This is a genomic window from Variovorax sp. Varisp53 (genome assembly GCF_059491555.1).
Genome location: NZ_CP168512.1, coordinates 1135198 through 1149126, shown reverse-complemented (window position 1 = coordinate 1149126; position 13929 = coordinate 1135198). Strand labels below are relative to the sequence as shown.

General features: G+C 63.1%; 14 protein-coding genes. 2 read left to right on the top strand and 12 right to left on the bottom strand.

Annotated features, from left to right (window positions below; genetic code table 11):
* Nucleotides 1-29: 29 nt before the first annotated feature.
* The 6 genes from ACEOAB_RS05150 to ACEOAB_RS05125 all read right to left on the bottom strand — a co-directional run bounded on the left by ACEOAB_RS05150 (nucleotide 30) and on the right by ACEOAB_RS05125 (nucleotide 6652).
* Nucleotides 30-1424, bottom strand: a complete 1395-nt coding sequence (locus ACEOAB_RS05150; RefSeq protein WP_082571925.1) for an oligosaccharide flippase family protein — start codon at nucleotides 1422-1424, stop codon at nucleotides 30-32.
* Between the two features lie 6 nt (nucleotides 1425-1430).
* Nucleotides 1431-2516: a DegT/DnrJ/EryC1/StrS family aminotransferase gene (locus ACEOAB_RS05145; RefSeq protein WP_413747873.1), complete on the bottom strand. Its 1086-nt coding sequence runs from the start codon at nucleotides 2514-2516 to the stop codon at nucleotides 1431-1433.
* On the bottom strand, nucleotides 2513-3103 hold the full coding sequence (locus tag ACEOAB_RS05140) for an N-acetyltransferase (protein ID WP_413747874.1): 591 nt from the start codon (nucleotides 3101-3103) through the stop codon (nucleotides 2513-2515). Before ACEOAB_RS05140 ends, ACEOAB_RS05145 begins: the two co-directional genes overlap by 4 nt.
* A 17-nt stretch (nucleotides 3104-3120) precedes the next feature.
* A complete protein-coding gene (locus ACEOAB_RS05135) occupies nucleotides 3121-4068 on the bottom strand; it encodes a Gfo/Idh/MocA family protein (RefSeq protein ID WP_413747875.1) in 948 nt (315 codons plus the stop codon).
* 28 nt (nucleotides 4069-4096) lie between these two features.
* Complete coding sequence (locus ACEOAB_RS05130) at nucleotides 4097-5398, bottom strand: nucleotide sugar dehydrogenase (protein WP_413747876.1); 1302 nt, start codon at nucleotides 5396-5398, stop codon at nucleotides 4097-4099.
* Between the two features lie 132 nt (nucleotides 5399-5530).
* Nucleotides 5531-6652: a polysaccharide biosynthesis/export family protein gene (locus ACEOAB_RS05125; protein WP_495653828.1), complete on the bottom strand. Its 1122-nt coding sequence runs from the start codon at nucleotides 6650-6652 to the stop codon at nucleotides 5531-5533.
* 489 nt (nucleotides 6653-7141) lie between these two features.
* On the opposite strand from ACEOAB_RS05125, the gene mscL reads away from it, so the two are divergent.
* Nucleotides 7142-7570, top strand: coding sequence for a large conductance mechanosensitive channel protein MscL (gene mscL / locus ACEOAB_RS05120; RefSeq protein ID WP_056586078.1), 429 nt, complete (start codon nucleotides 7142-7144; stop codon nucleotides 7568-7570).
* A 4-nt stretch (nucleotides 7571-7574) separates the two neighbouring features.
* On the opposite strand, the gene pdxA is transcribed toward mscL, so the two are convergent.
* From pdxA to ACEOAB_RS05105, 3 genes are all read right to left on the bottom strand, one after another.
* Entirely contained in the window at nucleotides 7575-8606 is a 1032-nt protein-coding gene (gene pdxA / locus ACEOAB_RS05115; RefSeq protein ID WP_495653513.1) for a 4-hydroxythreonine-4-phosphate dehydrogenase PdxA, read from the bottom strand.
* Between the two features lie 64 nt (nucleotides 8607-8670).
* Nucleotides 8671-9444: a Nif3-like dinuclear metal center hexameric protein gene (locus ACEOAB_RS05110; protein WP_056586072.1), complete on the bottom strand. Its 774-nt coding sequence runs from the start codon at nucleotides 9442-9444 to the stop codon at nucleotides 8671-8673.
* Nucleotides 9441-10793 carry an MFS transporter gene (locus ACEOAB_RS05105; RefSeq protein ID WP_413747879.1) on the bottom strand — a complete coding sequence of 451 codons (1353 nt, stop codon included), beginning with the start codon at nucleotides 10791-10793 and terminating at the stop codon, nucleotides 9441-9443. The genes ACEOAB_RS05110 and ACEOAB_RS05105 overlap by 4 nt, the downstream gene beginning before the upstream one ends.
* Before the next feature lie 295 nt (nucleotides 10794-11088).
* On the opposite strand from ACEOAB_RS05105, the gene ACEOAB_RS05100 reads away from it, so the two are divergent.
* Nucleotides 11089-12255: a trypsin-like peptidase domain-containing protein gene (locus ACEOAB_RS05100; protein WP_413747880.1), complete on the top strand. Its 1167-nt coding sequence runs from the start codon at nucleotides 11089-11091 to the stop codon at nucleotides 12253-12255.
* A gap of 27 nt (nucleotides 12256-12282) precedes the next feature.
* Here the strand turns inward: ACEOAB_RS05100 and tatC are convergent, their stop codons facing one another.
* The 3 genes from tatC to tatA form a co-directional block, all read right to left on the bottom strand.
* Nucleotides 12283-13092 (bottom strand): twin-arginine translocase subunit TatC, encoded by an 810-nt coding sequence (tatC, locus tag ACEOAB_RS05095; RefSeq protein ID WP_413747881.1) that lies wholly within the window; start codon nucleotides 13090-13092, stop codon nucleotides 12283-12285.
* Nucleotides 13093-13157: 65 nt separating this feature from the next.
* Nucleotides 13158-13625 carry a Sec-independent protein translocase protein TatB gene (gene tatB / locus ACEOAB_RS05090; protein WP_007835284.1) on the bottom strand — a complete coding sequence of 156 codons (468 nt, stop codon included), beginning with the start codon at nucleotides 13623-13625 and terminating at the stop codon, nucleotides 13158-13160.
* A gap of 16 nt (nucleotides 13626-13641) precedes the next feature.
* Entirely contained in the window at nucleotides 13642-13884 is a 243-nt protein-coding gene (gene tatA, locus ACEOAB_RS05085; protein ID WP_007835282.1) for a Sec-independent protein translocase subunit TatA, read from the bottom strand.
* Nucleotides 13885-13929: the final 45 nt, after the last annotated feature.

The window sequence follows — 13929 nt, the reverse complement described above, 5'->3', positions numbered from 1 at the left end:
TAAAAGCTTGCTCGCTCTTCGTGTCGCACTCAGAATTTCGGCAATACCGACGAGCTGGCAACCAAAATTACTCCTGCAACCATCCAAACAAAAGCGCTACGAAAAGCTGCAATCAAGACATTCAATAATTCGGCCATTTTTACTCCTGCCATTCGAACCACCACGTACAAATATAGGGAATAAAAAATAAATCCAGAAACAGCGTAGACTTCAACAATCCGCGATTGCATCCACAATCCAGCTAGTACCACACTACCAACCCGTAGCAGCAAACCAAATAGCTGCAGATTTAACGCACTACGCTGATTTCCGGTTACATGCAAGGTCATAGAAATTGGAGATGCTAAAAACTGCATGACAAACCAAGGGGTCATCCAAGCCACCAGTTCGCCAGCTCGCAACCATTTCTCCCCAAATATCAATGGAAAAAATGTCGGCGAGACAATTCCGGCAAATAACAAAGGCCCTACGCCACTTTTAGCCAAGCCGCCAATTATTTGCAGAGTAAATCCGGAGAGCCGCCTAGCGCGCAATTCCTCAGGCGCTCGCGATAAATAAACCTGCGAGACTGCGGCACCGATTAAGCCCATCGGCACAGCCATGGCGCGCATCGCCAACATCAAATAACCGGCTTCAGGGCCCACGGCAATTCCGGCGATGAAAAGAACCGGGAGCTGAATGCTGGCGCTGTTAGCGAATGCTTCGAAAGTGGAATATTTAGGAAAGCGGTCGTATTTCCGAAAAACGCGACTCATGCCACTCCAATTCACTCTTTGAAAGGCGGTTCGATCCTCACGGAGTGCCACACGTCCCAATCCAAGCAATCCTGCGCCGCTGTTGACTACTTGCCCTACCAGCAACCCCAAAGGAGCGAGTCCAGCCCAACCCATTCCGATCTGAGTTCCAGCCCCCCCTATCGCTTGGGTCATTCGGGTTTTGGCAATCCCGCTAAAACGCTTCTTGCGAGTAGCCCAGAATTGGACTGCTGCGTAGGCACTCCCGAGCCAAATGCCTATGGGTAGCAGCCATAAATATGGGCGCAATGCAGGTTGACCCACCAAAGCCGTAATTTGCGCCGGAAAACACCAGATCACAACCCCTGCTAACACGGCGACGATAGTGCAGGTGCACAATGCCACTGCCAACAGGTTGGCGGCATCCTCATCATCTTCGGGTAGCGGAATCGCGATCTCTAGTCGCAGGCACGCGGCAACCGAGACGATCGACAAAATAGAAGCGAATACCGCGAGGACGCTGAAATCGGCGGGCGTGTACAGCCTAGTGACAAGTGGCAACACCAAGATGGAAAAGGCCTGCGCAAATGCAGTCCCCCCTACCAGCACGCCAACAGAGCGTGCAAAGCCAGTTCGGTTCATCGATCGGAGCCGCGCGCGCAGCACCAACACTACTTGACGCAGGGGCATCTGCGTTCAACCAGGGATCAAGGCTGTAGCTATTGCGGCTTGCTCGGAGGAAGCTAGGTACGCATGCATCGGCAAGCTCAGAACCTCCCGCGCTACCGCATCACCTACTGGCAATCTGGCCCACTCATCTGCCACTGCAGGCTGCTGATTCAAAGGAATTGGGTAATGCACAACAGTCGGCACGCCGGCCTGCTTCATACGGCTCTGTAACGCCTCGCGATCGCTAACGCGCACGGTGTATTGCGCCCAAGCACTCTGGCTGTGCGACTCGACGTGCGGAGTCATAGCTACGCCAACCCCATTCAACAAGCGTCCGTACTCCGCAGCCACACGCTGACGGCTAGCGATTTCGTCGTCGAAGATCTCAAGCTTCGCCAGCAGTACCGCGGCCTGCAACGTATCCAGCCGACTGTTCACCCCCACCCGCACATGGTGATACCGCCGATCCTGCCCATGCCGAGCAATCTGCCGCATCACCTTGGCCAGTTCGTCATCGTTGGTGAAGATGGCGCCCCCATCCCCATAGCAACCCAGTGGCTTGCTGGGAAAGAAGCTGGCGCACGCAATGGTGCTGAGATTGCAACTCTTGCGCCCCTTGTAGGTAGCGCCAAAACTCTGCGCCGCATCCTCGATCACCGGAATCCCGTGTTTGGCGGCAATGGCATTGATCGCGTCGAAATCAGCGCACTGGCCATACAGGCTCACTGGAACAATGGCCTTGGTCCGCGGAGTGATCGCAGCTTCCAAGAGCGCCGGGTCTAAGTTGTAGGTGCGCGCATCGATGTCTACGTACACCGGCTTGGCGCCCAGCAACGCCACCGTTTCGGCAGTCGCGATGTAGGTGAAGCCTGGGGTAATGACTTCATCGCCCGGCCCAATGCCGAGCGCCATTTGGGCGATCTGCAAGGCATCCGTGCCGTTGGCTACGGTGATGCAATGCCTGGCGCCCGTGTAGGCCGCAAGCTTCTCTTCCAACTCGGCAACTTCGGGGCCGAGGATGTATTGACCGTGCGCCAGCACGCGCTGGATGGCCGCGTCGATCTGGTCCTTGATACGGGCTTGCTGAGTCTTGAGGTCGATGAATTCGATCATGGTGCCTTCGTTTCCAGCTTGGTCACGGCATTGCCGTCGAGTACATAACGCGCGCCGGTGTGCGCGCAAACGGCTTCAGCTGCACCTTGCAGCGGCAGTGCGAGCTGCTCGCCAAACTCGCTCATCCAGCCGATCTGCTTGGCAGGCACTCCGACCATGAGCGCATAGGCGGGCACGTTCCTGTTGATCACGGCACCCGCGCCGATGAAGGCAAATTCGCCCACGGTGTTGCCGCAGACGATGGTGCAGTTGGCGCCCAGCGTGGCGCCCCGCTTCACGAGGGTGCGGCGATATTCGTCCTTGCGCGTGACGGCTGAGCGCGGGTTGTAGACGTTGGTGAAGACCATGCTCGGTCCGCAGAACACGTCGTCCTCCAGCGTCACTGCGTCGTAGACGCTGACGTTGTTCTGGATCTTGACGTTATTGCCTATGGAAACGTCGTTGCCTACATAGACGTTCTGGCCGAGCGAGCAGCCCTCGCCGATGGAAGCCTGCGCGCTGACGTGCACCCAATGCCAGATGCGGGTGCCGTCGCCGATGCGGGCGCCCTCGTCGATGATCGCGGTGGGGTGGGCTTTGTATGCCATGCCGAGTTCGCGGCGCGTCAGGCGAGATGCCGCACGAACGGATGCACTTCGCCCTGCTCGCCTTGGACGGGCGTGGCGCTGCGAATCACGTTGACGGTTTCGATGCAGTGGCGCGCATCTTCGAGGCCATAGCCACGACCGGCCAGAATTTCCTTGTAGCTCGCCGTGTGCAGGTCGGTGAAGCCTTCCGAAAATTCGAGCTTCTCGCCGCTGATGTCGATGTTGCGGAAGGTGGTCTTCTTGCCCTTCACATCGGCCGGCAGATCGTTGGCATCGATGGACAAGAACCAGCGCACGCGCGCGCGTTCGTATTCGAGGTAGCCCGCCGCCTTGGCCGTGCCGCTGTAGTGCACCACGTTGCGCTGCAGCTTGCCGAAGATGAAGTGCAGCATGTCGTAGAAGTGCACGCCGATGTTGGTCGCCACGCCGAACGACTTGCGGTTGTCGCCCTTCCAGCTTTCCATGTACCACTTGCCGCGCGAGGTGATGTAGGTCAGCTCGACGTCGAACTTGGTGTCCGCGGGCGCCGCTGCCACCTTGTCGCGCAGCTTCAGGATGGCTTCGTGATGGCGCAGCTGCAGGATGTTGAAAACGCGCTTGCCGGTTTCCTTTTCAACCCGCTCCAACTCATCGACCAGCTCGGGCGTGGGTACCAGCGGCTTTTCGCAGATCACGTCGCAACCCAGGCGCAGGCCTGCAGCAATGTGCGGATGGTGCAGGTAGTTGGGGCTGCAGATCGCCACGTAGTCCAGCGCCGTGGCGGGGTTGCGCTTGAGTTGCTGCGCATGCTCGTAGAAGCGCTCGAACTCGGTGAAGAACTCGCTCTGCGGCGAGATGCTGTCGATGATGCCGACCGAATCGTTGATGTCGTAGGCCACCGCAAGATGGTTGTCCGTGTCCTTGATGGCACGCATGTGGCGCGGGGCGATGTATCCGGCGGCGCCGATCAGAGCAAAGTTTTTCATGTCGAAGAAGAAGCAAACGGGAGATGGCTTACAGGCGGAACAACGAGAAGCCGCTGTCGCGCGCCTCCTGCGCACCAAACAGGCTCTTGACGTCGACCAGCACGGGTTGCTCACCACGGCACAGAGCTCGCAACTCGGCCATGGTCGCGCGGCGGTACTGGTTGTGGCCCACTGCGACGACGAGCGCATCGACCGGATGTGCGGCGTCGACCTGGCCAAGTCGAATGCCGTACTCGTGGTCCACCTCTTCGGCGTCAGCCCATGGATCCACGACTTCGACGGAAGCGCCCCACGCCTCGAACTCGCGCACCATGTCCACGATCTTGCTGTTGCGGATGTCCGGGCAGTTTTCCTTGAAGGTGATGCCCAGCACGCCGATGCGGCAGCGAGGCACGTCCATGCCGTTCTTCAACATCAGCTTGATGGTGTTGCGGGCAACGTAGCGGGCCATGTTGTCGTTGATGCGACGGCCAGCCAGAATGACTTGAGGGTGATAGCCGACCTGTTCTGCCTTGTGCGTCAGGTAGTAGGGGTCCACGCCGATGCAGTGCCCACCCACCAGGCCCGGACGGAACGGCAAGAAGTTCCATTTGCTGCCTGCGGCCTCAAGCACGTCGAGCGTGTCGATGCCCAGGCGCTCGAAGATCACGGAGAGCTCGTTGACCAATGCAATGTTCAGGTCGCGTTGCGTGTTCTCGATCACCTTGGCGGCCTCGGCCACCTTGATGCTGGCTGCCTTGTGCGTGCCCGCGGTGATGATCTCGTTGTAGAGGCCATCGACTATGCCGGCGACTTCAGAGGTGCTGCCACTGGTGATCTTCTTGATCTTGGTGAGCGTGTTGACCTTGTCGCCCGGGTTGATGCGCTCCGGGCTGTAGCCGCAAAAGAAGTCGACGTTGAACTTCTTGCCGCTGAACTTTTCCAGCACAGGCACGCAAACTTCCTCGGTGGCACCCGGATACACGGTCGACTCGAAGATCACGATCGCGCCCTGGCGCATCACCTTGCCAACGGATTCGCTGGCCTTTACCAAGGGCGTCAGGTCGGGCCGGTTGGCGTTGTCGATGGGGGTGGGCACGGTCACGATGAACACGGCGCAATCGCGCAGGTCGTCGGCATGCGACGTGAAGGCCAACTGCGTGGCAGCCTTCAGCTCTTTCGGCGTGGTTTCCAGGGTGTGGTCATGCCCCCCTTGCAGTTCGGCGATGCGCTTGGCATTGATGTCGAACCCGACCACGGAACGCTTCTTGCCGAACTCCACGGCAAGAGGGAGGCCTACATAACCAAGGCCGATGATTGCAATGGGTTGATTTGGATGAATGGCTTGCATGATGGGAACGCTGGAACAAGAACTTCGACAGCGTCCTCTCGATGGAAGCCGTCGCCCTATCGCACCTGAACCGTCACCTTCAAAGGCCCGCCCACTCCCCGCATCTCGTCAGAGAAAGAACAGGCCTCGGCTTCAGTTGGTGTGCCTGACGTAGATCTCGCTGGCGGCATTGGCCACCGTCGCCGACGGCAGGATCAAGCTGACCACGCGGTTCCACTTGACCAGCGGCACGGGGTCGATATAGACCACGTCCTGCGACTGCAGCCTGAACTGGCTCGCAATGGCAAGCGCTGCCGGGTTTCGCGCATTGAGGTTGAAGATGGCGGGTGCACCTGTGGCGCCCTGGCGAATGACGTAGATCTGCCCGGCGTTAGCGGTGGAATTCAACGTGCCTCCGGCTTCGCCCAGCGCCTCGCTCAGGCTAAGGCGGCCGTTGCTGCGCATGGGCAATGCCAGTGGAGCCACGACTTCGCCCATGAGGAAGACCTTGTCGTCTTCTCGGTTGGCCACGCGCACGGTGTCGCCGTTCTTCAGCGGAATGCTGTTGCCGTCGTAGCCGGCTTCGCGCAGCCTGGTCATGTCGATCCGGATCGACTGGCCGTTGCGAATGAGCGTGACCGCCGAGCGGTTGCCCGCGGCCGTGATGCCGCCGGCCCGGTTGATGGCTTCGTTCAGCGTCATCGGCACGTCGGTGAAGATCTGCGAGCCGGGGGTGCGCACTTCGCCTTCTACATACGCACGGCGGCTGCGGAACGACTGGATGCGCACGGTCACTTGCGGGTCGCGGATGTGCGGGGTGAGCAGCTTGCCGATCAGGTCGGAGGCATCGCCCTCGCTCAGCCCCGCCACCCGCACGCGGCCGATGTACGGAAAGGCGACCTCTCCGTCGGAATCGACAATGAAGCCGGGAGCCACCTGCACGCCGGTCGGGTCCGCAGACTGCGAAATGACGGCGCCGGCATTCGGCAGCAGTTCGGGGTGGTCGTAAACGATCACGCCCACCACGTCGCCAGGGCCGATGGTGTAGCGCTCGCTCTTGCCGAACAGCGCATTGACCTCAGGCGGAACGCCCTTCGGAGCCGCCTGCGCCAGCGTGCGCACGAGCGCGAGGGAAATGGGGGTGATCTGCCCCTCGGGTGCCTCGTCGGGAAGATAGCGAAACTGGTTTGCCAGTTCGCCCCCTGCCTCGTAGGGCTCCACGTTGCCCATGCCCGGCACGACCGCACAGCCTTGAAGCACCACCACACATGCCAGTGTCGAAGCCAACTTCAGGACATTTGCATTTCTTCTCAATTCCGATCCCCCAAGGAAATTCCAATTTTTTAGCGCCAAAATAGCAGGCGATAAAAACTACGCACGCACTTATTGCGCTGCAATTCTTTTTCACAATTCGTGGTTACCGCAGGCACACTGCTGGGCACTGTCAGGGCGCAGAGTGCCTCGTGGAGGCGCTGAACCGAGAACATGCAACTGCATGTCACTACTGGTCCGCTTGTCTTAGCGGCGGCGTGATCCTAACAGTGGAGCCCCGCTCGGATGAGTCACCACGGGGGTCCCGTTTCCTTTTGTAACTAAAACTACTGAAACTGGGTACACCTAAGCACGCACTTTTCTTTCCGCATTGCGGATGAGGCAAATAGATCAAATGCGCCGAATGCTTCACGCCGGGCAGCCGATTCCGGCGCGCTTCCGCGGGCATACTCGACGCTCTTTCAACAGCAGAGCTCCAGCAGCTTTTGAATCATGAGCATCCTCAGTGAATTCAAGGAATTTGCCGTCAAGGGCAACGTCATCGACCTCGCGGTGGGCGTGATCATCGGCGCCGCGTTCGGCAAGATCGTCGACTCGCTGGTGGGCGACATCATCATGCCGCTGGTGGGCGTGGTGTTCGGCAAGCTCGATTTCTCGAACCTCTATGTGGTGCTGGGCACGGCGCCCCCGGGCGTGGCAAACACGCTGGCAGACCTGAAGAAGGCCGGCGTTCCGGTGCTGGCCTATGGCAGCTTCATTACCGTGGCCGTCAACTTCGTGATCCTTGCGTTCATCATCTTCATGATGGTCAAGCAGATCAACAGGCTGCGGAAGACCGAGGCCGCGCCGCCTGCTCCGGCCGCAACGCCAGAAGACATCACGCTGCTGCGCGAAATCCGCGACAGCCTCAAGCGCCCTTAAGCCCTTAAGCGCCCCTCAGCACCCGGGCCATGCGCAGCGCCTCGACGAGGCTCGACGCATCGGCCAGGCCCGTGCCCGCGATGTCGAACGCGGTGCCGTGGTCGGGGCTGGTCCGCACCAGCGGCAGTCCCAGCGTTACGTTCACGCCCTTCTCCACGCCCAGGTACTTGACGGGGATCAGGCCCTGGTCGTGGTACATCGCAACCACCACGTCAAACTCGCCGCTGGACGGCACGCCCTGCCTGGCGCGCGCGCGCATGAAGACAGTGTCGGGCGCATAGGGTCCGCTGGCGTCGATGCCTTCGGCGCGCGCGGCCTCGATGGCCGGCGCGATGATCTCGCGCTCTTCCGAACCGAACAGGCCGCCCTCCCCCGCGTGCGGGTTGAGGCCCGCCACGCCGATTCGCGGCACGCGGCCGAGCGCATGCGTCAGCGCGCGGTGGGTGATGCGCAGGGTTTCGAGCACACCGTCGAAGTGCACCGCCTCGATGGCGTGGCGCAGCGACATGTGGATGCTGACGAGCACGGTGCGCAGCTCGTCGTTGGCCAGCATCATGCGCACCGGCACGTCGGCCAGGGTGCGGCCCAGGTGGGCGGCGGCCTCGGCCTGCAGCAGCTCGGTATGGCCGGGGTACGGAAAGCCGGCGGCCGACAGCGCTTCCTTGTGCAGCGGCGCGGTGACGATGGCGCCGATTTCGCCGCGCTGCGCGGCCCAGACGACGCATTCGCCAGCCACACGGCCGGCTTCGGCGCTGATCTGGCCCAGCTTAATTGGCGATGGCGGCGCGATCACCTGCAGCACGGGAATGCAGCCCGGCGGCACCGTTGCGGCTTCGGCGGCGGATTCGATTTCCAGCACCGGCCATGCCGGCAGCCCAGGTGCTGCCAGCGCCTGCGAGGCCTTGCGCACCGTGCCCACATCGCCGGCGACGAACGCGCCATGCGTTGCATCGGGCGCGTCGCGAAAGGCCTTGGCGATGATCTCGGGGCCGATGCCTGCGGGATCCCCGAGGGTGATGGCGATGGCAGCGCTCATTGGAAAGGCATCTCCGTGCTCCGCACTGCGGTGCAAGCTTGCTTGGGGCGGTCCGGCGCTGCGCTCATGCCGGGTTGTCGATGTCGATGAACTCGTGCTTCAGCCCGAGCTGCGCCGCAACGTGCCCGGCCACGGCTGGCGCGCCGTAGCGTTCGGTGGCGTGATGTCCGCACGCCAGGAAGGCCACGCCCATCTCACGCGCGTAATGGGCCTGGGGCTCCGAGATCTCGCCGGTGATGAAGGCGTCGGCACCGGCCGCAATGGCGGCTTCGAAGTAGCCCTGTGCGCCGCCTGTGCACCACGCGATGTTCCTGATGGCGCGATGCGCCGTGTCGACGAGCGTGACCGGTCTTTTCAGCACTTTTTCGACGTGGGTGGCGAGCGTCCTGGCGTTGGCGAAGCTCTCGCCGTTTTCCTGCGCGCCGAGAAAACCCAGTTCCTGCTCGCCGAAGCGCCCGGCCGATCCGGCATGGGCCACGAGCCCCAGTTGCAGGCCGAGCTGTGCGTTGTTGCCGAGCTCGGGATGCGCATCGAGCGGCAGGTGATAGGCGAAGAGATTGACGTCGTCGCCCAGCAGCAGGCCCAGGCGCTGCTTCATCCAGCCGGTGACGCAGCCGTCCTGGCCGCGCCAGAACAGACCATGGTGGACGAAGATGGCATCGGCATCGGCGTGGATCGCGGCCTCGATCAGCGCGCGGCTGGCGGTTACGCCCGAAACGATCTTGCGCACCACGGTGCGCCCTTCGACCTGCAGGCCGTTGGGTCCGTAGTCCTTGAAGCGCCCGGGGGCGAGCAGCAGGTCGAATGCGTGAAGCAGTTCGTGGCGGGTGGTGCTCATCGCGCCATTGTCGCGCCGCCCGCGATGGCCGCGCCATCCCGCATGGCATGGCCACGAGCGGCCAGTGGCAACAGCGCCAGCAGGAAGCCCAGCCCGGCCAGCGCCGCCACGTAGTGCGCCGGCGCCATGGTGTCGCGCTGCAGCCAGAGCGTGAGGATCACCGGGGTCAGTCCGCCGAAGACCGCATACGACATGTTGTAGGCAAACGAAAGCCCGGTGAAGCGCACCGGCGCCGGGAAGGCGCGCACGCCCGCGATCGGCACCGTGGCGATGGTGCCCACGAACAGGCCCACCAGCGCGTAGTGCGCGTAGAGCGTCGACGGCGTGCCGGGCAGCCCGCAGTAGAACAGGTAGGCCGTGGCGAACAGGCCACCCCAACCGATCAGCATGACGGTGCGCGTGCCGACGCGGTCGCTGGCCCAGCCGGCCAGCATGCAGCCGAGCGTCAGGGTCAGCGTGGCGAGCGCGTTGGCTTCGAGCGTCAGCGCGGCCGGAATGTGGTGCACCTTCTGCAGGTAGGTGGGCGTGTACAGCACCACAACCACGATGGCGGCCGACAGCACCCAGGTCAGCAGTGCAACGTACATGGAGGCCAGCCGGTGGTCGCGCAGCACGGTGCGCAGCGGCATCTCGCGCGCCACGCTGCGGCGCCCGGCCAGCTCCTTGAACACCGGTGTCTCGTGCAGGAAGCGGCGCAGGTATACCGACACCAGCCCGAACACACCGCCCAGCACAAAGGGAAGGCGCCAGGCGAACTCGCTCACCTGCACCGGCGAATAGTGCCGGTTGATGGCCACCGCAACCAGCGAACCCAGCAGGATGCCGCCGGTGATGCCCGAGGTCAGCATGCCGATGCCGAAGCCGTAGCGCCTGGCCGGAACGTGCTCACCCACGAACACCCAGGCGCCGGGCATCTCGCCGCCAATGGCCGCGCCCTGCAGCACGCGCATGGCCAGCAGCAGCAGGGGCGCCGCGACGCCGATGCTCTCGTAGGTCGGCAGCAGGCCGATCACCAGCGTGGGCGCCGCCATCAGGAAGATCGACAGCGTGAACATGCGCTTGCGGCCGAAGATGTCGCCGAAATGCGCGATGACGATCCCGCCCACCGGGCGCGCCAGGTAGCCCGCCGCGAAGATGCCGAAGGTCTGCAGCTGCCGCAGCCAGTCGGGCATGTCGGCCGGGAAGAACAGCGCCCCGAGCACGGTGGCGAAGAACACGTAGATGACGAAGTCGTAGAACTCCAGGGTGCCGCCGAGGGCGGACAGGCCGAGGGTCTTGTAGTCGCTCGAACCGAGCGTGCGTGCCGGTGCCGGCTGCGCGCCGTCCGGGAGGGTTGCTTGTGAAGTCATGGCTGGCAGGAAGGTCGTGACCGCGCGCCAGCCCGCGAAACCGGGTGAGAAAACGGAAAAATGGCGCGCCGACGAAATGCCTGGCCGCTTCCGCCGGGTGGGCAGCGCGGGAGGCCGGGGAAACATGGGCCGGGTGGGACCTGCTGGGCGATGCTACGGGTTAACCCGGATTCACGCAGGCAGTCAGCCCAATCTCGACCGCGTGGCGCGGTTTCTGTTCCGTGCGGTTGAGGGACAATTGACAACATCGCTGCGCTCCACGGCAGCCTTCCAACGTCTTTTTCACCAATCTTTCATGAAACGCACCTGGCTGCTCTTTGCACAAGCCGTGACTGTCCTGCTCGCGGCCTATTTCGTCGTCGCGACGCTCAAGCCCGAGTGGATCCACAAGCGCGCGACCTCGCTGGGCGGCGTGGTGTCGATCGTCGAGGCGCCCGCGGGCAACCCGAACATCCCGACGGCCGGCAGCCTGAGCGTGCCGGCCAAGAAAGCCTCGCCGGCGGTGGTGAGCATCAACACCAGCAAGGCCGCGCAGCGCCATCCGCGAAGCAACGACCCGTGGTTCCGCTTCTTCTTCGGCGACCAGGATGACCAGCCCCAGGTGGGCCTGGGCAGCGGCGTGATCGTGAGCGCCGACGGCTACATCCTCACCAACAACCACGTGGTCGAGGGCGCCGACGAGATCGAAGTGACGCTCAACGACAGCCGCCACGCGCGCGGCAAGGTGATCGGCACCGACCCCGACACCGACCTGGCCGTGCTGAAGATCGAGCTCGACAAGTTGCCGGCGATCGTGCTGGGCGACTCCGACGCGCTGCAGGTGGGCGACCAGGTGCTGGCCATCGGCAACCCCTTCGGCGTCGGCCAGACCGTGACCAGCGGCATCGTCTCGGCGCTGGGCCGCAACCAGCTCGGCATCAACAACTTCGAGAACTTCATCCAGACCGACGCGGCCATCAACCCCGGCAACTCGGGCGGCGCGCTGATCGACGTCAACGGCAACCTGCAGGGCATCAACACCGCGATCTATTCGCGCTCGGGCGGCAGCATGGGCATCGGCTTCGCCATTCCGGTGTCGATGGCCAAGATCGTGCTCGAAGGGATCGTGAAGGAAGGCCAGGTGCGCCGCGGCTGGATCGGCGTGGAGCCCAACGAACTCTCGCCCGAACTGGCCGAGACCTTCGGCGTGAAGGCGAACGCCGGCGTGATCATCACCGGCGTGCTGCAGAACGGCCCGGCCGCCAAGGCCGGCATCCGCCCTGGCGACGTGATCACCTCGGTGGGCGAGAAGAAGACGGACAACGTGCAGGCGCTGCTGACCGCGGTGGCCGGCCTGAAGCCCGGCAGCACCGCGAGGTTTGCGCTGCAGCGCGGCAGCGACAAGATGGAACTGGACGTGATGCCGGGCCTGCGGCCGAAGAGCCCGGTGCGGCAGGTACCGAATCAGCAGCAGCCCGAATAATGGGCTGCCGTCGGGCCAGCCGGCCGGTCAGGACTGCGCCGAATCGGCGCTTTCGTCTTCCTCGGGCTTCCTGGCGGCACTGGCGAAATACTTGGCACCGATGATGCCCACCTCGTACAGCAGGCACATCGGCACCGCCAGCGCCAGCTGCGACACCACATCGGGCGGCGTGAGCACCGCGGCCACGACGAACGCGACCACGATGAAGTAGCCGCGGAAGGACTTCAGCTTCTCGATGGTCACCATCTCGAAGCGCACCAGCAGCATCACGACGATCGGCACCTGGAAGGCCACGCCGAAGGCGATGTACAGCGACAGGATGGCCTCGACGTACGATGAAATGTCGGGCGTTGCCTGCACCGCTGCGGGCGCAAAGCGCTGGATGAAGCTGAACATCTTGTCCAGCACGAAAAGCTGCACGAACGCAATGCCGGCATAGGCCAGCAGGCTGCCGAAGAAGATCAGCGGCAGCGCGAATTTCTTTTCATGGCTGTAGAGCCCGGGCGCGACGAACATCCACGCCTGATACATGAGCCAGGGCAGCGCCAGCAGCACGGCCGCCATCATCAGCACCTTGAGCGGCACGAAGAACGGCGAGAACACGCCGATGGCGATGAGCTTCGCGTCGTGCGGCATGTGCGCCTTGATCGGCATCGCGATGATGTCGATCAGCCCGCCGGGGCCGGGCCAGATGGCCAGCAGGATGCCCGCGACCACGAGGCCATAGACGCAGTAGAGCAGGCGGTCGCGAAGCTCGACCAGGTGCGCCACGAACGGCTGTTCGGTGCCCGCCAGTTCGTCTTCTTTGTCTTTGTTCTTGTTGTCGGAATCGGCCATTGGAAAAGAAGATAGCGTGACGTCGGCCGGCGTGCGGCGCTCGGGGAACGCGGTGGTGGGGGACGCTAGTTGATCTTGTTGATCGTGTGCGGGCGGAAGCGCGCGACACGCGCGGCACCCGACAGCGCCTTGGTGCGCACGCCGTTGCGCGCCTTGTACCACTGCGGCGTGGCGCCCTGCTTCAGGCGCCAGTTCTTGCGGGGATGCTTGTATTCGGGCGGCGAAGGCTCGGGTTCGGCCAGCGCCGAGAGGGTTTCGCCCGAACCGCTGAACTGCTTCTCGAATTCGCTCGCGCCGGTGTGGATGCTGTGCTCGACGTCGCGCGCCGCATCCTCGACGGTGGTCTTCATCTTGCGGAGCTCGTCGAGCTCCATCGAGCGGTTGACTTCGGCCTTGACGTCGTTCACGTAGCGCTGCGCCTTGCCGAGCAAGGTGCCGACGGTGCGGGCCACGCGCGGCAGCTTTTCCGGACCGATGACGATCAGCGCCACGACGCCGATCAGCGCCAGCTTCTCAATGCCGAGGTCGAGCACGTGCTGCTGCCCGCGCTCAGGACTTCTGGCGCGCTTCGACGTCGATCGTCGACTTGTCGCTGTTGGCCGGCTGGCCAGTCACTTGCTGGGTGGGGGCCGGCGGGGTGGCGGCATCGGACGAACCGTCCTTCATGCCGTCCTTGAAGCCCTTGACGGCGCCACCAAGGTCCGAACCCATGTTCCGCAGCTTCTTGGTGCCGAAGATCATGACCACGACGAGCAGCACGATCAGCCAGTGCCAGATGGAAAAAGAACCCATGGAGAACTCCTAAGAATGTGTCCGATTTTAGTCGGGCGGAATGTG